This is a genomic window from Herminiimonas sp. GW821-FHT09C12 (assembly GCF_059416385.1).
Genome location: NZ_JBWKPC010000002.1, coordinates 1,098,458 through 1,120,045, shown reverse-complemented (window position 1 = coordinate 1,120,045; position 21,588 = coordinate 1,098,458). Strand labels below are relative to the sequence as shown.

Annotated in this window: 19 protein-coding genes; 11 read left to right on the top strand and 8 right to left on the bottom strand. The window is 52.0% G+C overall.

Annotation, left to right across the window (positions count from 1 at the left end):
• Positions 1-215: 215 nt before the first annotated feature.
• On the top strand, positions 216-1,355 hold the full coding sequence (gene nadA, locus AC07N2_RS15095; protein ID WP_494778990.1) for a quinolinate synthase NadA: 1,140 nt from the start codon (positions 216-218) through the stop codon (positions 1,353-1,355).
• The gene (gene nadC, locus AC07N2_RS15090) at positions 1,352-2,224 is read left to right on the top strand and encodes a carboxylating nicotinate-nucleotide diphosphorylase (protein ID WP_494778989.1); all 873 of its coding nucleotides are present in this window, start codon (positions 1,352-1,354) and stop codon (positions 2,222-2,224) included. Before nadA ends, nadC begins: the two co-directional genes overlap by 4 nt.
• Positions 2,225-2,453: 229 nt before the next feature.
• On the opposite strand, the gene nadB is transcribed toward nadC, so the two are convergent.
• Positions 2,454-4,058: an L-aspartate oxidase gene (gene nadB, locus AC07N2_RS15085; RefSeq protein ID WP_494778988.1), complete on the bottom strand. Its 1,605-nt coding sequence runs from the start codon at positions 4,056-4,058 to the stop codon at positions 2,454-2,456.
• A gap of 419 nt (positions 4,059-4,477) precedes the next feature.
• Between nadB and AC07N2_RS15080 the strand changes: the two genes are divergently transcribed.
• Positions 4,478-5,797 carry a dicarboxylate/amino acid:cation symporter gene (locus AC07N2_RS15080; RefSeq protein WP_494778987.1) on the top strand — a complete coding sequence of 440 codons (1,320 nt, stop codon included), beginning with the start codon at positions 4,478-4,480 and terminating at the stop codon, positions 5,795-5,797.
• A 57-nt stretch (positions 5,798-5,854) separates the two neighbouring features.
• Here the strand turns inward: AC07N2_RS15080 and AC07N2_RS15075 are convergent, their stop codons facing one another.
• The 3 genes from AC07N2_RS15075 to AC07N2_RS15065 form a co-directional block, all read right to left on the bottom strand.
• Positions 5,855-8,485 carry a putative bifunctional diguanylate cyclase/phosphodiesterase gene (locus AC07N2_RS15075; protein WP_494778986.1) on the bottom strand — a complete coding sequence of 877 codons (2,631 nt, stop codon included), beginning with the start codon at positions 8,483-8,485 and terminating at the stop codon, positions 5,855-5,857.
• On the bottom strand, positions 8,485-9,705 hold the full coding sequence (purT, locus tag AC07N2_RS15070; protein WP_494778985.1) for a formate-dependent phosphoribosylglycinamide formyltransferase: 1,221 nt from the start codon (positions 9,703-9,705) through the stop codon (positions 8,485-8,487). The genes AC07N2_RS15075 and purT overlap by 1 nt, the downstream gene beginning before the upstream one ends.
• 237 nt (positions 9,706-9,942) lie before the next feature.
• Complete coding sequence (locus AC07N2_RS15065) at positions 9,943-11,604, bottom strand: MFS transporter (protein WP_494778984.1); 1,662 nt, start codon at positions 11,602-11,604, stop codon at positions 9,943-9,945.
• Positions 11,605-11,868: 264 nt separating this feature from the next.
• On the opposite strand from AC07N2_RS15065, the gene AC07N2_RS15060 reads away from it, so the two are divergent.
• On the top strand, positions 11,869-12,306 hold the full coding sequence (locus AC07N2_RS15060) for a PaaI family thioesterase (protein WP_494778983.1): 438 nt from the start codon (positions 11,869-11,871) through the stop codon (positions 12,304-12,306).
• Between the two features lie 8 nt (positions 12,307-12,314).
• Positions 12,315-13,217, top strand: coding sequence for an SDR family oxidoreductase (locus AC07N2_RS15055; RefSeq protein WP_494778982.1), 903 nt, complete (start codon positions 12,315-12,317; stop codon positions 13,215-13,217).
• 19 nt (positions 13,218-13,236) lie between these two features.
• Here the strand turns inward: AC07N2_RS15055 and AC07N2_RS15050 are convergent, their stop codons facing one another.
• The 3 genes from AC07N2_RS15050 to ygfZ are packed head-to-tail and all read right to left on the bottom strand — an operon-like array spanning position 13,237 to position 15,340.
• The gene (locus AC07N2_RS15050; protein ID WP_494778981.1) at positions 13,237-13,971 is read right to left on the bottom strand and encodes an NRDE family protein; all 735 of its coding nucleotides are present in this window, start codon (positions 13,969-13,971) and stop codon (positions 13,237-13,239) included.
• A complete protein-coding gene (locus tag AC07N2_RS15045; protein WP_494778980.1) occupies positions 13,962-14,249 on the bottom strand; it encodes a DUF4936 family protein in 288 nt (95 codons plus the stop codon). The genes AC07N2_RS15050 and AC07N2_RS15045 overlap by 10 nt, the downstream gene beginning before the upstream one ends.
• 41 nt (positions 14,250-14,290) lie before the next feature.
• Positions 14,291-15,340: a CAF17-like 4Fe-4S cluster assembly/insertion protein YgfZ gene (ygfZ, locus tag AC07N2_RS15040; protein WP_494778979.1), complete on the bottom strand. Its 1,050-nt coding sequence runs from the start codon at positions 15,338-15,340 to the stop codon at positions 14,291-14,293.
• A 114-nt stretch (positions 15,341-15,454) separates the two neighbouring features.
• Here ygfZ and mltG point away from each other — a divergent pair, with 114 nt between their 5' ends.
• The 6 genes from mltG (at position 15,455) to AC07N2_RS15010 (ending at position 20,126) form a co-directional block, all read left to right on the top strand.
• Positions 15,455-16,441 (top strand): endolytic transglycosylase MltG, encoded by a 987-nt coding sequence (mltG, locus tag AC07N2_RS15035; RefSeq protein WP_494778978.1) that lies wholly within the window; start codon positions 15,455-15,457, stop codon positions 16,439-16,441.
• 28 nt (positions 16,442-16,469) lie between these two features.
• A complete protein-coding gene (tmk, locus tag AC07N2_RS15030; RefSeq protein ID WP_494778977.1) occupies positions 16,470-17,084 on the top strand; it encodes a dTMP kinase in 615 nt (204 codons plus the stop codon).
• Positions 17,081-18,112 carry a DNA polymerase III subunit delta' gene (locus tag AC07N2_RS15025; protein WP_494778976.1) on the top strand — a complete coding sequence of 344 codons (1,032 nt, stop codon included), beginning with the start codon at positions 17,081-17,083 and terminating at the stop codon, positions 18,110-18,112. Before tmk ends, AC07N2_RS15025 begins: the two co-directional genes overlap by 4 nt.
• Positions 18,113-18,122: 10 nt before the next feature.
• Complete coding sequence (locus AC07N2_RS15020; protein ID WP_494778975.1) at positions 18,123-18,500, top strand: PilZ domain-containing protein; 378 nt, start codon at positions 18,123-18,125, stop codon at positions 18,498-18,500.
• Positions 18,501-18,643: 143 nt separating this feature from the next.
• Positions 18,644-19,423: a TatD family hydrolase gene (locus AC07N2_RS15015; RefSeq protein WP_494778974.1), complete on the top strand. Its 780-nt coding sequence runs from the start codon at positions 18,644-18,646 to the stop codon at positions 19,421-19,423.
• A gap of 4 nt (positions 19,424-19,427) precedes the next feature.
• Positions 19,428-20,126 (top strand): ankyrin repeat domain-containing protein, encoded by a 699-nt coding sequence (locus AC07N2_RS15010; protein ID WP_494778973.1) that lies wholly within the window; start codon positions 19,428-19,430, stop codon positions 20,124-20,126.
• Positions 20,127-20,213: 87 nt separating this feature from the next.
• On the opposite strand, the gene moeA is transcribed toward AC07N2_RS15010, so the two are convergent.
• Entirely contained in the window at positions 20,214-21,533 is a 1,320-nt protein-coding gene (gene moeA / locus AC07N2_RS15005) for a molybdopterin molybdotransferase MoeA (RefSeq protein WP_494779263.1), read from the bottom strand.
• Positions 21,534-21,588: the final 55 nt, after the last annotated feature.

The window sequence follows — 21,588 nt, the reverse complement described above, 5'->3', positions numbered from 1 at the left end:
CGGCGCGGAATCTTCCCCGTCGCGCTTTTTCACATTCGCAGGCAAGAATGTATTGCATGCGAGTCAAGAACCCTCATATAAAAATAGCGCTACAATTCGACGACACCGCCATTCCCTTCTAAAGGGATTCAGCAAGGCAACACATACTGTTGATAAAGCCTGCTGTAATCGCGACACGAATAAATAATCCATCGCATTCAATTATCCGACTAGCCATGCAAATCCAGCCAATCAAAACCGTTGAATTCGAACGTCCTGCCATGCAAGCTGGTACCAGCTGCACCGCACATGCATGGGCACGGACGCCGGCCACGCCATCGCCGGAAGAGAAAATCGCATTGAAGGAACGCATCAAGCGTTTGTTGAAAGAGCGCGAAGCCGTACTGGTCGCGCATTACTACGTCGATTCCGACTTGCAGGATCTGGCGGAAGAAACTGGTGGCTGCGTTTCTGACTCGCTGGAGATGGCGCGCTTTGGTCGCGATCATCCAGCCAAGACCTTGGTTGTCGCTGGTGTGAAATTCATGGGCGAGACCGCCAAGATTCTCAGCCCGGAAAAAACCATCCTGATGCCGGATCTGGACGCGACTTGCTCGCTTGATCTGGGTTGTCCGACGGATGAGTTTTCTGCCTTCTGCGATGCGCATCCTGATCGCGTAGTCGTTGTATATGCCAATACCAGCGCAGCAGTAAAAGCGCGCGCCGACTGGATGGTGACTTCATCCATCGGTTTGAAAATCGTCGCACATCTGCACGCGCAAGGCAAAAAAATTCTGTGGGCACCGGATAAGCATTTGGGCGGCTACATTCAAAAGCAAACCGGCGCAGACATGCTGCTGTGGCAAGGTTCCTGCCTGGTACACGACGAGTTCAAGGCAGTCGAACTTGAGCTGCTGAAGAAAGAACATCCACTGGCAAAAGTACTGGTGCATCCAGAGTCGCCGGCCTCCGTAGTCGCATTGGCTGACGCTATCGGTTCAACTTCGCAACTGATACACGCAGCACAAACGATGGATGCGCCGGAATTCATAGTCGCGACCGATAACGGCATCCTGCACAAAATGAAAGCCGCCGCGCCAGGCAAAATCTTTATCGATGCGCCGACTGCCGGTAATAGCGCAACCTGCAAGAGCTGTGCGCATTGCCCATGGATGGCGATGAATGGTTTGCAGAATCTGGCTGACGTATTGGAGTCTGGCCGCAATGAAATCCACGTCGATCCAGAAATCGGTCGCAAGGCGACTGTCTGTATCGATCGCATGTTGGACTTCGCTGCAGCAGAAAAAGCCAATGTGCGTCCATCCAGCGATCTGGCGAAAGAACAACAACTGTTTTCAGGAATAGGACCGGCATGAGTTTGTTGCGTAATCCCTTTGCTCCATTCGATGCAGCACTGGCTGCGGCCTTCGACGTCAATATTCAAGTGGCGCTGGCCGAAGACGTCGGCACTGGTGATGTAACTGGCAAGCTGGTGCCAGAGCAGGAAGTAGTCCATGCGCGTGTGATCGTGCGCGAAGAAGCTGTGCTGTGCGGTGCACCATGGTTTGAAAGCGTGATGAAGCGCTTGGATGCGCGCATACAGATTAGCTGGCGTTATGCCGAAGGTGATCTGATGCAAGCAGACAGCGAAGTGTGTGCAATTGAAGCACCGGCACGTGTGCTGTTGACTGCTGAACGTACTGCGCTGAACTTCTTGCAATTGCTGTCAGGCGTTGCAACGGCGACGCGCGAGTATGTCAAGATGACTGCCGGCACCAAAGCCGCAATCCTGGATACGCGTAAAACGCTGCCTGGGCTGCGTTTGGCACAGAAGTACGCCGTACGTGTGGGTGGCGGTAAAAATCAGCGCCTGGCGCTGTATGACGGCATTCTGATCAAGGAAAACCATATTGCAGCGGCTGGCGGCGTGCAAGCGGCGATGAAAGCTGCCTTGGCCTTGAATGCTGGCGTCACGATACAGATCGAGGTCGAGAATCTGGCTGAGCTGAAGGATGCTTTGGCAGCAGGTGCGCAGTCGGTGTTGCTGGATAACTTTTCATTGGCAGACATGCGAGAGGCAGTTGCCTTGACTGCTGGCCGTGCTTTGCTGGAAGCGTCGGGTGGGGTGAATCGGGATTCGGTGCGTGCGATTGCGGAGACTGGTGTTGATCGAATTTCGATCGGTGGATTGACTAAGGATGTGCGGGCGACTGATTATTCCTTGCGTATTATCGAGACGAAATAAGATTTCTTGTTTTATAAAAAGCCGCTTTGAGCGGCTTTTTTATTGTGGCTTGGAGTTTCGTTTGTTGATGATGTTTTTTCTTCGGACATAGTTGGTATGCCGGGCTACCCCCGGCAAATCAACTCTCCACGGAGAGATAACCCCATCAGCAACATCAAACAGAAAACCATTTCCCAATAAAAAATGCCGCTCAGAAAACTGAACGGCATTTTTGTAGAACATTCCAATCTCAATGCTTGCGATCTGGCGACAACACGCTAGGCAAGGCTTTAGGCAATGTATCCGGATAGTCGCGGCTGAAGTGCAAGCCACGGCTTTCGCGGCGTGACAGCGCGCTATTGACGATCAGCGATGCGACTTCAACCAGGTTACGCAATTCCAGCAAATCCGGCGTGATGCGGAAGTTGGCGTAGTACTCGTCAATTTCTTCCTTCAGCAGGCGAATGCGATGCTGCGCGCGTTCCAGACGCTTGGTGGTACGCACGATACCAACGTAGTTCCACATGAAGCGACGCAGCTCGTCCCAGTTATTTGCAATGATGACTTCTTCATCGGCATCGGTGACGCGGCTTTCATCCCAGGCGGGCAGGGTGACGAGTTTCTGCTTCGGTTGTTCGTCGATATATTTTGCCGTTGCGCGGCCGAGTACCAAACATTCCAACAGCGAATTGCTGGCCAGACGATTGGCGCCGTGCAGTCCGGTGTAAGTTGCTTCACCTACCGCGTACAAGCCCGGCAGATCAGTGCGGCCGGAGAGGTCGGTAATGATGCCGCCACAGGTGTAATGCGCGGCTGGCACGACTGGAATCGGTTGCTTGGTCATATCGATACCAAGTTCTAGACAGCGCGCCATGATGGTCGGGAAGTGTTCTTTCAGGAACTCCGGCGACTTATCGCTGATGTCGAGGTCGACGTAATCAAGGCCGCGTTTTTTCATCTCGGCATCGATGGCGCGAGCGACGATGTCGCGTGGTGCCAACTCGGCGCGTTCGTCATGCGCAGGCATGAAACGTTTACCGCCATCGCGTCCAGCACTGGCTGGCAGCTTCAATAAACCACCTTCGCCACGTACGGCTTCTGTGATCAGGAAAGATTTCGCGTATGGGTGATACAGGCAAGTAGGGTGGAACTGAATGAATTCCATATTCGCGATACGACAGCCTGCACGCCATGCCATCGCAATGCCGTCGCCGGTCGCGGTATCCGGATTGGTGGTGTAAAGATAAACCTTGCCGGCACCGCCGGTGGCTAGCACCGTGTGCTCGGCTGAAATGGTAATGACCTTGCCGCTTTTGACATCTTGGACATACAGACCGAGACAGCGTGGACCGCGTTTTTTCTGATCCAGCTTGTCCGAGCTGATGACGTCAATCGCGTAGTGATGTTCCAGCAGCGTGATGTTCGGATGCGAGCGAACCTTTTGTTCCAGCGTGACTTGTACCGCATGACCGGTTGCATCGGCGGCGTGAATAATGCGGCGCTGGCCGTGGCCACCTTCGCGTGTCAGATGAAAGCCGAGTTCAGCAGTCGGATCAGGTGTGAAAGGGACGCCTTGTGCGATCAGCCATTCAATCGCTTCACGGCCGTGTTCGATGATGAAGCGGGTTGCTGCTTCGTCACACAGTCCACCACCAGCGACCAGCGTATCGGCGACGTGTTCGTCATAACTATCGTTGGAGTCAAGCACAGCAGCAATACCGCCTTGTGCCCAGCTGCTGGCACCGTCAAGCAGTGTGCGTTTGGAAATGACAGCAACTTTACGGGTTTCAGCCAAGTGGAGAGCAACGGAAAGTCCTGCCAGTCCGCTGCCGACAATCGCGACATCAAATTTCATAAATGTTTGTAGTAAGGATAAGTTTGCCCATGACTATATGCGATTTGGCGAGAAGTCGCGCAATCCGCGCACCAAAAACGCGCGGAATATCGGATAGATGTGAGAAAAACGTTAAAAAAGGCAGGTTTGGCGACGCGGCTATCCTGCTGCCTGATTACCGTATGGTAACGCACTGCGGGCTGTCGTAGTAGTACCATCCAAACGGGCTTGTACAAAGGCGAAAGTCGATGTCAGAGCCGCCTAAAACGGTGTTTTATTTGTCATGCCTGAGTGAATCTTTTTCCACATGAACTGCCTAAAAGAGACCTAGCATGATGTTCTCTTAGGCATAGCAGTAGGTCGATACAAGGTATGCCTGTCAACGATGGACATGACCTCGATCGGATTGGTTGTTCCCCTCTTTCAAAGAAAAGAAAAAAATGCAAAAGCAGCCTCTATATAAATCCCTTTATGCACAGGTTATCTGCGCCATCATTATCGGGGTATTGTTGGGTCATTTTGTACCGGAGACAGGTACAGCGATGAAACCTCTAGGCGACGGTTTCATCAAGTTGATCAAGATGATTATCGCGCCAGTTATTTTCTGTACGGTCGTAATTGGTATTGCCGGCATGGAAGATATGAAAAAAGTGGGCAAGACAGGTGGTCTTGCCCTTCTTTATTTTGAAGTCATGAGTACGGTTGCGCTCTTGGTCGGCTTGATTATTGTCAATGTTCTGCAGCCAGGTGTGGGCATGCACATTGATGTCAGCACTATCGATACATCAAGCATCACGGCGTATACCGCACCAGGCAAGATGGAAACAGTGACTCAATTTGTCATGAACATCATCCCGACCAGCATGATGGATGCATTTGCCAAGGGTGATGTATTGCAAGTGCTTCTGGTTTCGGTTTTGTTCGGTTTTGCTCTGCAGAAGTTGGGTGGACGCGGCACGATGATTTTCGACTTTATCGAGAAAATTTCGCACGTTCTGTTCTCCATCGTCGGCATGATCATGAAAGCAGCGCCTATCGGTGCGTTCGGTGCGATGGCATTCACGATAGGTAAGTACGGCATCAGCTCGCTATTGTCTCTAGGTAAATTGATGGGGACTTTCTATCTGACGTGTTTGCTTTTCATTTTTATCGTGTTGGGAATCGTGACGCGTTTGCACGGTTTCAGCGTCTGGAAGTTCGTTAAGTACATCAAGGAAGAGTTGCTGATCGTGCTTGGTACCTCATCGTCCGAATCGGTGTTGCCACGCATGATTGCCAAGATGGAAAATCTGGGAGTCAAGAAATCGGTAGTTGGTCTGGTAATTCCAACCGGTTACTCATTCAATCTGGATGGCACTGCGATCTATCTGACGATGGCTGCGGTCTTTATTGCGCAAGCAACCGATACGCCGATGAGTCTCATGCAACAAGTGACCTTGCTGGCCGTATTGCTGCTGACATCGAAAGGCGCGGCGGGGATTACCGGTAGCGGTTTTATCGTGTTGGCGGCTACGCTATCGGCAGTTGGTCATGTGCCTGTTGCCGGCTTGGCGCTGATACTCGGGATCGATCGTTTCATGTCTGAAGCACGAGCATTGACCAACACCATTGGTAACGGTGTCGCAACCTTGGTCGTGGCCAAATGGGTCAATGATCTGGATATGGATAAGTTGCACTCGGAATTGAATAATGAAAATCCGCAGGCAGCCGATCAACCGGAAAAAATACTGGATCTGACTAACACCAAGTTAGACGCTTGAGTTATCTGGCACTCATCCATCGCGGGTGAGTGCGTATTCATTTATTGTCGCTATGTTTTAAACCAGCATCAACGGGAATCGATGGGATGAACAAATCAGGGCTTCCGCTTCCTGTGCTGTCAACGGCATGGAGAACAGGAAGCCCTGTCCTAAATCGCAGCCCATTTTCTTCAACTCGTGGAGCTGTTCAAAGGTTTCTACACCTTCTGCTGTCGTTTGCAGATTCAGCGTTTGTGCCAATGCCATCATCAGGCGAATAATTTCCATATCACTTTGATTTGTCCCCAGTCCGCGGACGAATGTCTTGTCGATTTTGAGTATGTCGATAGGCAGTTTTTGCAGATAGGCGAGGGATGAATAGCCAGTGCCGAAATCATCGAGCGCCAGGCGCACACCGAGCTTCTTCAGCATCGATAGATTTTCCATCGTTTGCAATGGATTGGCCATGGCAGATGTTTCTGTCAGTTCCAGTTCGACCATGTGCGGTACAACGCCTGTGCTTTCCAGAATGTCGCGTACTTGAGTGAAGAATGAGGTTTGCAATAACTGTCGCATCGAGACATTGACTGCGATCGTGATATCGCCCATCTCAGGATATTGATCTTGCCATGCCGCGAGTTGGCTGCAAGCTTGCTCCATGGCCCACATGCCGATAGGTACGACCATGCCGGAGGTTTCTGCAATCGGAATGAATTCGTTGGGTGAAATCATTCCGTACTCAGGACTATTCCAGCGCAACAGTAATTCAAAGCCCTGGACGCTGCCATCCGTCAGCGATATTTTCGGTTGATATGCAACCGATAATTCTTCGCGCTCCAGCGCAAAGCGCAAGGCAACATCCATACGGGCATGCTTGGTTGATTTGCTCTGTAATGCAGCATCGTAAATTTCTGCCCGATTACGTCCGCGCTCCTTGGCTTGATACATGGCGGCATCAGCATCGCGGATCAAATCAGCAGGGCTGTGATGGTCGACGTTGAGTTGCGCGATGCCTATGCTGGTTTGTATCTTGACGACGACGTTGTCGAAGACCAGGCGTTCAGATACGGCACGCATGATGGCATTTGCCTTGACAGTGGCTTCTGCCAGCGATGAATTGGTCAGGATCACGAATTCATTGCCGCCAAAGCGTGCAACGAAGTCACTCTTCGGTAATGCGGCAACGATGCGCTTGCTGGTTTCTATCAGGCATTGATCGCCAAAGTCGTGGCCATGCGTGTCATTGACGCTTTTGAAGAAATCCAGATCGCAGAACAACATCGTCAGACTGGATTGGCGTTGTCGGCTTGCTTCCATGGCCGTAGTCAATGTGTTGACCAGAAAGCGACGGTTCGGCAAATCCGTGAGTATGTCGTGCATCGCCTGATACTCGATCTGCAGCTCGGTATTTTTGCGCTTTGTGATGTCGCGCGTGACACCGAGTACGCCTATGGTGTTGCCTTTTACATCGGGCAATGGATATTTGCTGGTGTGGAACCAGCGATCCATATCGTGACGCCAGAATCCTTGCAGCTCTATATCCTGCAGAGGGATACCGGTTTGCATGATTTGCAAATCCTGACGGTGAATTTCATCGGCGATTTCACGTGCGCTTAACTCGTCGCCTTTAGCTGCCATTTTCAAACAAAGGTCATACGCGGTTTTGCCGCGCAACTCTTCCTCGCTGTCATAGCCGAAACGTTTCTGGAAGCTTTGATTGCTGATGGTGAAACGACCCTCGTTATCCTTCGCGTAGATCATCGATGGATTGAGGTCGAGTACCGCGCGCAACAAGGCGGTTTCTTCCTGCAATTTTTGTTCTGCATCTCTCTGCAGCGTGACATCTTCGATGCTGAAAACCAGGCCATTGATGGCGGCATCATGCAGCATGTTGTAGCCACGTGTTTCCAGCCATATCCAATGACCATCTTTATGGCGTGTACGGTGACGCGAGAATATCGTGCTGTGCGGTGTATCGCGCAGATGACGTAGTTTCTCTTGATGTTCTGCTGCATCATCCGCGTGCAACACAGGCTTCATGGCGTGCTTGATGACTTCATCAGCATCGTAGCCTATGACTTCCTGCAAGGCAGGATTGGCAAACTTGATGTGATAGTGCGAGTCCGTGATGATAAAGATATGGCGGGTGACGCGCGCGATGGCATTGAAGCGACGTTCGTTGGTATGAGCCTGCTTGAGCGTGAGACGGTTAAGGTTAAGCGTTTTGGCAAGGAGTACGGCGAGCCAGCCGATACAAAGCGTGGCGAAGAAATCCGGCAGCAAGTCACTGATCTTTGCGCCGAAATAATGCGTCAGAAAGTAGCCTATACCAGCCAGTATCGCAATCACGATCAGCGCGATACGCGGGCGTAACACCAATGGCGAAATGCCGGCGATAACAATCAGCCATGGCATCGAATTGTAGGAAGAGAGAACTGCGATGATGAAGGTCGCAATGATTATTTCGCATAGAAAAAATGCTTCCCCGAGGACGACGCTATGAAGCCAGAAGTAGCGTACGAAGGAAGCAATTAGTAATGCGACGAGTAATGCTGCGGCGGCAACGCCGAGCGGCGACAGGCTCAAGTGACTGTCATATACCAGTAGAACAACATTGAATAAAAGCGCCGCATAGAGGAGCAGGGAAACGGCACGATAAATATCGTGCCCTGCAAAAATATCTATGCCACGGAAATGCGGCGTTTTCATTAGTTGGGTACGACCGGTTTGACTTTCGCTGCGGCGGCTTTGGCGTTATGGCGCGCAGTCTCGATATCGGTGGCGCTGGCAAGCGCAACACCCATACGACGACGTGCAAACGACTCCGGCTTGCCGAACAGTCGGATATCGGTACCTGGAATTTGCAAGGCATCGGCGACGCCTTCAAATGCCACTGCTTTGCTGTCATGACGACCGTAAATGACGGCTGAGGCTGCGGGTGTTTTCAGCGCGACATTAACGGGCAGGCCAAGGATGGCTTTGGCGTGTAATTCAAATTCGCTTTGTTCCTGACTGGCCATGGTGACCATGCCGGTATCGTGCGGACGCGGACTGACTTCCGAGAACCAGACCATATCGTTCTTGACGAATAATTCAACACCGAACAGACCAAGGCCGCCGAGGTTGTCAGTCACACGTTTTGCGATGTCGTGCGCTTTTTGCAGTGCGCCGGGATGCATGGGTTGTGGTTGCCACGATTCAACATAATCACCATTCACTTGTACGTGACCGATAGGTTCGCAGAAATGGGTATGTGTTTGTCCATCGGCACCGATGGCGCGTACAGTCAGCAAGGTAATCTCGTAATCGAAATCGATAAAGCCTTCCACAATCACTCGGCCTGAATCAACACGGCCACCTGCTGCAGCGCAATCCCAAGCTGCTTCCACATCGTCCATGCTGTTCAATTTGGATTGACCTTTGCCGGACGAAGACATGACGGGCTTTACCACGGATGGAAAGCCGATTTCTGCACATCCAGCCTTGAGTTCTTTCAAGCTGTCGGCAAAACGGTATGGCGAAGTGGCAACGCCCAATTCTTCGGCGGCCAGACGGCGTATGCCTTCGCGGTCCATCGTCAGCCATGCGGCGCGCGGGGTCGGGATAACACGCACACTGCCGGCATCTTCCATTTCAACAAGTTTTGCAGTGGCGATGGCCTCGATTTCAGGCACGATCAAATCCGGTTTTTCTTGATTGATTAACTCTGCCAGCGCTACGCCATCTGTCATGTCTATGACATAAGAGCGATGTGCGACTTGATGGCCGGGCGCATTGGCGTAACGATCCACGGCGATGACTTCGACGCCCAGACGTTGCAGCGAAATAATGACTTCTTTGCCAAGTTCGCCAGAGCCCAGCAGCATGACCTTGGTGGCGGAGCTGGACAGCGGAGTGCCGATGCGATTGAGTGTGTTGCTTTTATTCATGAAGGGAGATTGATTGAAGATGATGCGCTCTCGAACGGTGTGCGAGAAGTGATTTATTGACTTACAGACAATAGCAAATCTTGGTGGGTTTGGACAGCGTAAATTGCGATTAAGGCTAGTGTTTCCCGTGGGTAATTGATGTCTAAATGCAGCAAAATAAACACGTAAAAAAAGCTGCCAGCAAATTGCCTGGCAGCTTTTTATTCAAGACTAGCTTGAATGTATGCTTAACGATGTTTAGTCGTTGGCATAAATATCATTGTCTTTGGTTTCACGGACGAAGATCATACCGACAACGAAGGTGATCAACGCGATGATGATTGGATACCAGAGACCGTAGTAAATATCGCCCTTGAATGCAACCAGAGCAAACGCTGTGGTTGGCAACAAGCCACCGAACCAGCCGTTACCAATATGGTAAGGGAGGGACATCGATGTGTAGCGGATACGGGTTGGGAACATTTCAACCAGCATGGCTGCGATTGGGCCGTAAACCATCGTGACGTAAATCACGAGGATGAACAGCAACAACAGTGTCATGCCATAGTTGATTTGGTTAGGGTCAGCTTTGGTTGGATAACCGTGGGCTTTGATGGCATCGCTCAACTCTTTCGAGAAGGCTTTGTCTTTAGCCGCAGCATCTTCTTTTGACAAACCGTTCGCATCGAATGATGTGATCAGTGTGTCGCCGACTTTTACCGAAGCAACGGTGCCTGCAGGTGCCACTTCATTGGAATAACCAACGGAAGCTGCTGCCAGTTTTGCCTTCACGATGTCGCAAGACGAAGTGAATTTTTTGGTGCCAGTTGGGTTGAACTGGAATTGGCAAGTTGCTGGATCAGCGGTAACGACTACTGGAGCATTTTTCAATGCTGCTTCCAGTGCTGGATTGGCATAGTGTGTCAATGCAGTGAAGATCGGGAAGTAGGTCAACGCAGCAATCAGACAGCCCGCCATGATGATAGGTTTGCGGCCGATTTTATCGGACAGCGTACCGAAGATCACGAAGAATGGCGTTGCCAGCAACAGCGAAGCCGCGATCAGGATGTTGGCAGTTGCGCCATCTACCTTCAGTGTTTGCGTCAGGAAGAATAAGGCGTAGAACTGACCTGTGTACCAGACCACTGCTTGACCTGCGGTCAAACCGATCAGTGCCAGGATAACGATCTTCAGGTTGCCCCATTTTGCAAACGCTTCGGTCAATGGTGCCTTGGAAGCTTTACCTTCTGATTTCATTTTCAGGAAGGCAGGCGATTCGGACATCGACAAGCGAATCCAGACCGAGATACCCAACAGGAAAACGGAGACCAGGAACGGAATGCGCCAGCCCCAATCGGCAAACGCTTCTTCACCCATCGCAGTACGTGTACCCAGAATCACCAGCAGCGACATGAACAGACCCATGGTTGCCGTGGTTTGAATCCAGGAGGTGAACGCGCCGCGCTTATCGTGCGGTGCATGCTCGGCCACGTAGGTAGCCGCGCCGCCGTACTCGCCACCCAGTGCCAAACCTTGCAAGATACGCAGGATGATCAGGATGATAGGTGCAGCGATACCGATGGATGCATAGTTAGGCAGCAAGCCAACGATAAAGGTGGATGTACCCATGATCACGATAGTGACCAGGAAGGTGTATTTACGACCGATCATGTCGCCCAGACGGCCGAACACGATAGCGCCGAAAGGACGAACAATGAAACCGGCAGCGAAGGCGAGCAGGGCGAAAATAAATGCCGTATTCGGATCGGTACCAGCAAAGAACTGCTTGGCAATAATTGCGGCTAGTGAGCCGTATAGATAAAAGTCATACCATTCAAATACAGTACCTAGCGAAGAAGCGAAAATAACTTTCCGTTCCTCCGGTGTGATACTGCGATCAGTTGTGGATACTGTCGCCATGTTCGTCTCCTTAATAATTATTAATATTCGACGCACGAGTAGATTCGTACATCGGGTACGCAAATGGAGTGTGCGACTGGAAACTTACGGGATACTTGCATGAAGCTTACGTAACGCTTACATATATGAATTGCAACAAACTAGCCTGTTTTAGAGATAAAACAGGGCTGCTTATCCCGTGGGTGCAAGAGCGAAATGTCGAACAAGGTTTGCGTAAGCGGACTATGGCTCTAAAATGGCGCCATTTTGTAACGAAGAGCATCAATGACGAATTCCTCTACACAAGCATCACAGCCCACCATTCCCTTCCTGCAAGAACTCGGTGTTGAAGTTGTCGACTTTGGCGGTGGCCAAGGAACCGTTGCGCTTACCTTGGAGGCGCGTCACCTCAATGGCTGGCATGTCGCACACGGCGGCGTCATCATGACCTTGCTAGATAACGTGATGTCATTGGCAGGGCGTTCACTGGAGCCGGGTATACGCGGCGGCGTGACGATAGAGATGAAGACCAGCTTCATGAAGCCGGGTGGCGTGGAAGGCGAACGCATAATCGCCAAAGGCAAGGTGATTCATGCTGCCTCCAGCATTTATTTTTGTGAAGGCGAAGTGTGGAATGCAGACAAGCTGGTTGCCAAATCCAGCGGGACATTCAAATTCATCCGTCGCACCGATGTTGCGAAGAAGATGACGCAATCAGATTGAAAGCAGGCATGAAAAATTTTCAGGATAAAGTTGCCGTCATTACCGGTGCCGGCAGCGGTTTCGGACGTGAGTTTGCACGTCTCGGTGCACAGCAGGGCATGAAGCTGGTGCTGGCCGATGTGCAGCAAGATGCATTGAGTACAGTCGAGGCTGAGTTGGTAGCGCAGGGCGCTCAAGTACTGGCGTTGCGCTGCGATGTGAGCAAGGCAGAACAAGTGCAGGCCTTGGCGGATGCGACGATGGCGCGATTCGGTGCCGTGCATTTGCTCTTCAATAACGCTGGCGTTGGTTCCGGCGGATTGATTTGGGAAAACTCGGCAGCGGATTGGGATTGGGTATTGGGCGTGAATGTGTTCGGTGTCATACACGGGGTGCGTATCTTTACGCCGCTGATGCTCGGGTGTGCCAAACACGATGCTGCGTATGAAGGGCATATCGTCAATACCGCTTCGGTTGCCGGTTTGCAGAATGCGCCAACGATGGGCATTTACAACGTATCGAAGCATGCAGTGGTATCACTGACGGAAACGCTGTATCAGGATTTGCGCTTGATCGAAGCGCCGATCAGCACTTCATTGTTATGTCCGTTCTTTGTGCCGACCGGGATACACCAATCGGAGCGTAATCGCCCGGATGAAATGCAAAATGATGCAGCGCCGACTACCAGTCAGCGCGCTGCACAGTCTTTTTCAGAAAAAGCGGTAGCGTCTGGAAAAATTTCGGCTGCGGAAGTGGCGGAATTGACCTTCGATGCGATACGCGACGATCGTTTTTATATTTATTCTGATCTGGAGCCTTTGGGCAATGCGCGCAAACGCATGGAAGACATCGTGCAGCAGCGTAATCCTTACGATCCCTACGAAGAAATACCGCACATCAAGCAGTTGTTACGCGCCAAGCTGAAGCGATAATTTTTCGTAGAGCTGCGGCTCAACGCATGGCCAATGTCGGGCGCTCTATCAATACCGGATGGCCGCTGCCATTCAATTTGACCAAGGTCGAGACGCGTGTGCCGTAGTCGGGCGATTCGATGCAGACGGCTGACAGCAGACGTTCACGCTCGATACTGACGCCGGTTTTTGGCAAGCGACAATCCGATGCGCAGGTGGTGTCGGTCAACATCTCAAAATAAGCATCTTCCGGCGCGCCCTGGCATAGCAGGCTGGCAAATTGCGCCTTGGTGCGTACGACTTTCGGCCATGCGCAATCGAGCAGGGAATTGGATAAGCCGTAGATGCCGGGACTCAGCGCCTTGCCGTTGCGTTCGTCGCCATCGCCACGGTTGGAAAACCAGACCAGTTGATTACTGTCACCGATCAACAGATTAAAGCCGTTGTAATCTTCTTTGTGTGATTTGAGTTCTTCGACGTATTCGTCGGGACTCATTGTTCCTGCCAGATAATTGGTGACCAGAGCACCGCGCGATGGCGCATCGTTGCGCATTTCTGCGGGTGCACGGATATTGGTCAATGCAGCGAAACGTCCTTCACGGGAGACTCCTATCCAAGTGCCGCCGCCTTGTAAATCGCGTCCTGCGTAAATTTGTGGATGATCGTCCCACCAGTCTGCCGGTTTGGCTGGACGGTCGTAGAATTCGTCGCGGTTACCTGCGGCGATCAAGGGCATGCCTGGGATCACATGCCATGCAAAGACGATTAAGCACATAAAGATAAATCCAAAAATTGTTCCGTATGGCGTTTGCCATCGATTAACGACAACAACTGGTGTACGCCTATGGCTTGTTCCAGTTTCGCTTCAAAATCCTCCGCAGCATCCAGATACACTTCCATCCATGTATGCATGCCATCTTGCTCATCTGGTCTGCGCTTGAGCGCAGTTCGGACGCCGTATAGTCGGGCGAGATTATCTTGCATCGCCAAAACTTTTGCACGGAAGATTTCTGCATCGCGCACATGCACGCGGTAGTAGATGTAGAGATCCATTGCCTATTGTCCGTGATTTGAAATGAATCTGCTGTCGCCGCTCAAACTGCCGGATCGGTGAGCGGGTAAGGCAAGGTCAGGAATGACAATACAGGGCCCTGTGCCGAGCCCAGATGGACTTCGGATTCTGTAGCAGCCAGCTTGATTTCAACCAGACAATCGATGGTGTGCGCATTCGAACGTTCGGCATTGACCACCATGCCGCAAGGCTGTTCGGGATCGTCTGTGGAGAAAATTTCAGTGCCAGGTTCTACCTCTGTCGCAGCGACGCTGGCATGCAGCATGCGGCGCTTGAGTTTGCCGAGATATTGGCTGCGGGCGACGATTTCCTGCCCTGGATAGCAACCTTTCTTGAAGTTCACGCCGCCTATCAATTCAAAATTAATCATTTGCGGTACGAATTTTTCTTGGGTTGTGAGAGTGATATGCGGCACGCCGCTGTCGATTTCTGCCAGTTGCCAGGCATCTGCACCACTGGCTTGCAAGACTTCAGTCAATTTTGGCCAGGCTTCGATAGCTTGTGCGGCCGTGGTAATCCATTGATAACGTGGCACGCCGAAGGCGTTGGAGTGACGAATCAAGGTTCCTGCCTCCGATTCGACTTTGCCGTAAATGGCTACTGGTAGCGTAGGGAACCAAGGCATCAATGCGCTGGCTGCAGCAGGACCGGCCAAGCCCAGCATGACGTGATCTTCTGTCGCATCAGATAACTTGGCTTTTGCGCGCAATACGAACATCTGCAAGCGTTTTTGTATCGCGGCTTGGAGTTCACGTGGCAATTGCAGCATGATGCCGTCAGCCGTCTTCCAGATCAGCATGCTGGCCAGCAAGCGGCCTTTGGGGGAGCAATAACCAGCCAGTCGTGCTTCGGTGCTATTCAGGTGTTCTACGTCGTTGGTGAGTTGATTATGTAGAAAGTGTGGCGCATCTTCGCCGACGGCAGCGATCAGGCCGAGATGAGTCAGTGGTGTGACAAAATTGGTTTTTGCAGTCTCGGATGGTATTTCTGCACCGAAAGACAGCACGCGCGGAGCGGCGTCGGCGCTGATTTTTGCGCCTTGTTCAGTTAGAAAAGTAAGCCATGTAGTCATAATTTCAATCAATAAATTGGAGCGTTGGGTGGTTCAGCGATTATCATTAGGGTCTGATTATAGTGGCGTGGCAAAAACACGTCGGATTGCCTTCGATTTCACCGAGACCTTGTTTTGAAAAAATTATTCAGGCGCATCATCTTGCTGGGTATCATCGCCGGCGCATCTTTCATGTTTTGGGCCGAGAAGCCTATTCTTCCTGCTGAGCAAACTTCCAGCATGGAGTTCACCATCGCTCCTGGCAGCAGCCTCAGAAGCAGCATGCAGCAGATCGACGATGCAGGTGTGCCGGTCAATTCCTGGTTGATGAGCTTGCTGGCGCAAATGACGGGCAATAGCACCAAGCTGAAAGCTGGTACCTATGAGCTGAAGCCGGGCACCACGCCGAACCAATTGGTCAAGCAACTGGTACGCGGTGAGTTTGCACAAGAAGCACTGACCATCATCGAAGGATGGAGCTTCAAGCAGATGCGTCAGGCGATCGATAGCAATCCTGCGCTAAAACACGATACGGCTGGTTTGTCGGATAAAGACTTGATGGCGAAAATCTCCAGCGATTACGCCTTGCCGGAAGGTTTGTTCTATCCCGACACTTATCTGTTTGCCAAAAATTCCAGCGATTTGCAAATTTACAAGCAAGCCTACAACCTGATGATCAAGCGTTTGAACGAAGCGTGGGCGGCACGTGATGCCGGGCTGCCATATGCTACGCCGTATGAAGCATTGATCATGTCTTCCATCGTCGAAAAAGAAACCGGGAAGAAATCCGAGCGCAGCATGATCGCAGGGGTTTTCGTCAATCGTTTGAAACACGGCATGTTGTTGCAAACCGATCCAACCGTGATCTATGGCATGGGCGATCAGTTCAAAGGCAATATCCGCAAACGCGACCTGTTGACCGATACGCCGCACAATACCTACACGCGTGCGGGCTTGCCGCCGACGCCGATTGCTTTGCCAGGCGCAGAATCCTTGCATGCAGCCATGAATCCAGCGAAAACTGATGCCTTGTACTTTGTTGCACGCGGCGATGGCAGCAGCCAGTTTTCGGCCAATCTGGACGATCACAACAACGCAGTGAACAAATATCAACGTAAATAATTAACAAGAATCCTTTTATGGTTGCGGCATGACGACAGGAAAATTCATCACCTTTGAAGGCATAGACGGCGCGGGTAAATCCACGCATTTGTCGTTTGTGGCTGAACTGTTGCGCGAGAAAAAGAAGACTGTCGTCGTCACGCGCGAACCCGGCGGCACTCGTCTGGGCGAAGCGCTGCGCGAGATTTTGCTGCATGAAAAAATGCATCTGGAAACGGAAGCGCTGCTGATGTTCGCTGCGCGACGCGAGCATATTGCACAAGTGATTGCGCCGGCGCTGGAGCGTGGCGATTGGGTTATCTCTGATCGTTTTACCGATGCGACTTTTGCCTATCAAGGCGGTGGCCGCAAGCTGGATAGAACAAAACTCGATGCGCTTGAACAATGGGTGCATCCGCATCTGCAACCGGATTTGACGTTGTTGTTTGACGTGCCGCTGGATGTGGCGCGTGCACGGCTGGATGCCACACGTACACTGGACAAGTTTGAACAAGAGAAGGCGGATTTCTTTGCCGCGACGCGTGCCGAGTATCTGCGCCGTGCCGCTGAATTTCCACAGCGCTTCCACGTGATCGATTCGACGCAAGCAATTGCGACGATCCAGGAGCAATTGCGCGACATCATTGCAGGGATAGATTCTTGAGCGCCTCGCTTTATCCGTGGCAGGAGTCTTCCTGGCAGCAGTTGCAGCAACTGCGCGAACGCTTGCCGCATGCGATTTTGTTTCATGGGGCTGAAGGCATAGGCAAGACCGCATTCGCTGACGCTTTTGCGCAATCTCTATTGTGTGAAACACCTGCCTCTGATGGTCATGCTTGTGGTACATGCGATGCCTGTGGCTGGTTTACGCAATACAGTCATCCAGATTATCGCCGTGTGCGTCCTGAAATTCTGGACGACGGCGAAGGTGTAGAGGGCGACGAAGCAGAAGGCGAGTCGAAAAAAGCCAAAGCGACCAAGGCACCATCGAAAGAAATCAAGATCGATCAAATTCGTGCGTTAGCCGATTTCATGAATATTTCCACGCATCGCTCCGGTATGCGTGTGATCGTGTTGTATCCGGCCGAGGTATTGAATACTGCAGCGGCGAACTCCCTGCTGAAAATGCTGGAAGAACCGCCGCCGCAAACGATGTTTCTATTGGTGAGTAATAGTCTGGATCGTTTGCTGCCGACCATCTTGTCGCGCTGCCGTAAATTTGCATTGGCAATGCCGAGCAAGGAAGAAGCCTTGCAATGGTTGAAGACACAGCAAGTCAGTGACGCAGACGGTTGGCTGGCGGAGCAGGGTGGCGCGCCTCTGGCGGCATTTGAAGCCTCGCAAGCCGGTGCGCGTGAGACGATGGATGACTTCTTGCGGCAGTTGGCGCAGTCCGGTGTCGATGGTGCCTTGAAGGCTGCGGATCGCTTGCAAAAAACACCCGTGCCGGAATTAGTCGCGTGGTTGCAACGGTGGTTGTATGACGTGCTTTCCGTCAAACTTTCCGGCACAATCCGTTACTACCCGCGCTATAAAAAAGAGCTGGGCGCGCTGGCGCAACGTGTCGATACCGGCGCATTGTTGCAGGAGATCAAGGCAGTCAACGACAGGCGCGCAATTGCCGAGCATCCCTTGGCACCCAAGCTCTTTATCGAAGACATGTTGCTGGAATATTCGACGATTTTTTCCTGAAAGGTGAGTAATGGCAGATAACCCGCTTGCAACAGGAAGCCCCGTCGTCGGCAGACCGTCGGTCTTGTCCTTGCCGATCAAGGAAAAATCCGCGCTGTACGCCGCTTATATTCCTTTTCTGGCGAATGGCGGCATCTTCGTTCCATCGACCAAGTCGTACAAAATCGGCGACGAAATCTATCTGATTCTGACCTTGATGGACGATCCGACCAAATATCCGATTGCCGGCAAGATCGCCTGGATTACGCCTGCTGGCGCGAATAACAACAAGGCGCAAGGCATAGGCGTACAGTTTTCCGCTGACGAGAGCGGTCAGCGCATCAAGCAACGTATAGAAGAGTTGCTAGGTGCCGCACTTGGGTCTTCGCGCGCTACACACACGCTGTAAGCAGAAGGAGTGCTGATCGGCACTCCTCATTCATCTGCAATGAAGGCCGCCTTGCCGACGAGGCGAGCCTGATTCTCCACGGTAAGCCTTATTCGCGCCGACCATCGCAGTAAAACGGCTAGGCGCGTACAATTCTGCCTACTATGTATATCGATTCCCACTGTCACATCAATTTCCCCGAACTGGCTGCGCGCATGCCAGAGATTCTTGGCAAGATGGCCGAGAATAAAGTCAGCCACGCCTTATGCGTTTCGGTCGATCTTCCTGATTTCCCCAGCGTCCTGGAGCTGGCAGAGCGCTACCCAAACATTTACGCATCGGTTGGTGTCCATCCGGATTATGAAGATACGCCGGAGCCATCGGTCGATGATTTGATCCGTTTATCCGATCATCCGAAAATCGTCGCGATAGGCGAAACTGGTCTGGATTATTACCGTCTGGAAGGCGATCTGGAATGGCAGCGCGAGCGTTTTCGCCGCCATATCCGCGCTTCGCGTGCGACCGGTAAGCCACTGATCATTCATACTCGCGCCGCATCCGAAGATACGATACGCATCATGCGTGAAGAAGGCGCTGGTACAGATGCAGGTGGTGCGGCTGGCGTTATGCACTGCTTTACCGAGTCGCTGGAAGTGGCGAAGGCTGCGATGGAAATGGGTTTTTATATCTCCTTCTCCGGCATCGTGACTTTCAAAAGCGCCAAGGATTTGCAGGCGGTTGCACGTGAAGTGCCGCTGGAACAAATGCTGATCGAAACAGATTCGCCTTATCTGGCTCCGGTGCCGCATCGCGGCAAGGTGAACGAGCCGGGTTTTGTGTGTCATGTGGCTGAATATCTGGCGACGTTGAAAGGCGTTCCGGTGGAACAGATTGCGCAGCAGACGACGGATAACTTCTTCAATTTATTCAAGATCGCAAGGTGAAACCATGCTGAACGCAAAACTGAATCACAGTTTGATGTCGCCCATGCGTCGCCTGACTTGTGGCATGTTCATCATTGCTTCTGTGATGACACTATCGCCGCAGCTGGCGCATGCTGGCGCGTACGATGATTATTTTCGTGCGGTGAAGATTGATAATCCTTCAGAAATTTCTTCCTTGTTAAAGCGCGGCTTTGACCCGAATACGATAGAAGAAGAGCGCGGCGATACCGGTTTGATTCTGGCCATGCGTGAAAATTCGATGAAGGTCTTTCCCTTGCTATTGAATGCAAATGGTATCGATCTGGATGCGCAATCGAGGGATGGTGATACTGCATTGATGATCGCGGCCTTCAAGGCAAACAAGCCTGCTGTGGAAGCATTGCTGGCGAAAGGTGCTGCGGTCAACAAGGATGGCTGGGCGCCATTGCATTACGCGGCTGCCGGTGGTGATAGCGAGATTGTGCAACTGTTGATCAAAAAATCGGCTGCCTTGGATGCCTTATCGCCGAACAAGACTACACCGATGATGATGGCTGCGCGTGGTGGCTATATTTTCATTGTGAAAGCCTTGCTCGATGCCGGAGCAGATGCCACGCTGAAGAACGAAGCAGGCATGACAGCGATTGATTTTGCCAAGCAGAATGGTAGCACGGATATTGTGGAAGGTTTGACCTATCGTTTGAAGAAGGCAGGCAAGCTGTAACTGAGTAAGTTGAACCCATAAAAAAAGCGTCGTTTCAGTTCAATCTGAAACGACGCTTTTTAATGCCATGAGCCGAAATTCTTTAGCTCAAATCAATCCGTCAAACAAAATCACATCGACCAGATCGCCGGCTTTGACTTCAGAGCGCTCATGTTCCAGTACGACCATGCAGTTTGCCTCTGACATCGAACGCAACACGCCTGAGCCTTGCGAACCAGTGGTGCGCACTTCTTGTACGCCATCGCTATTGCGGCTCAAAATCCCGCGCTGATATTCGGTACGACCAGGGCGTTTGCGGATTGCTGCCTTCGATACGACGCGTAGTAAAGGCGGCGGTTCTACTGCCGAGGCACCCATCATGTGCAGCAATGCTTGGCGTGCGAGGAAGTAAAAGGTCACCATCACTGCAACCGGATTACCAGGCAAGCCGAACAGATAAGCTTCTTTGCCATGCGACGAAATTTTTCCGAAAGCCATAGGGCGACCTGGGCGCATGCCTATTTTCCAGAACGTGACATCGCCTAATTCAGCCATCATTTGTTTGGTGTAATCGGCTGCACCGACGGAAACGCCGCCGGAAGTGATGATGGCATCAGCGTTTTCGCAAGCGGTGCGGAACGCAGCTTCCAGCGCAGCCGGATCATCCTTGATTACGCCCATGTCGACAATGTCGCAACCCAGACGCGTCAGCATGCCGTACAGCGTGTAGCGATTGCTATCGTAGACGCAGCCTTCATCCAAGGTTTCACCGATGGAACGCAACTCATCGCCGGTCGAGAAAAATGCAACGCGCAAGCGACGTTGCACTGGCACTTCGCCTATGCCGAGCGAAGCGAGCAAGCCGAGGTCGGCAGGGCGGAGGATTTTTCCTTTTTGCAGCGCGGGTGTGCCGACTGCCAAGTCTTCGCCTTTGAGGCGGCGATTGTCACCGGTGCGTACGGTGCCGGCGGGTACGGTTACGCCGGTTTCGCTTTCGTCTCGCGTGAATTCTTGCGGAATGACGGTATCGCACTCAACCGGCATGACGGCACCGGTCATGATGCGTATGCATTCGCCGCTGTTGACTTGGCCTTCATAGGCGCGACCAGCATAGGCGGTGCCGACTATCTTCAGGTTCAGGTCTTTATCTTTATTTAAATCGCTGCCACGCAAGGCGTAGCCATCCATCGCCGAATTGTCGTGCGAAGGGACATTGATAGGTGACACGATGTCAGCTGCCAGTACGCGATCCAGTGCACTGCGGATTGCGACTTTTTCCACTGCATTGATAGGCTGGATGAATTGACGAATGATTGTTTGCGCATCCGGTACTGGCAACGCATCAGGGTCGTAATCCGACAGACAGCTGATTACATTGGAGAGCGTTGCTGGCGGAGGATTGCTGTCGGCAGGATTATCGTTGGACATGGGCTCATCTAAATCGGAAAGTGCGGCATCGCGCAGGATGTGTGAATAGCGCAGA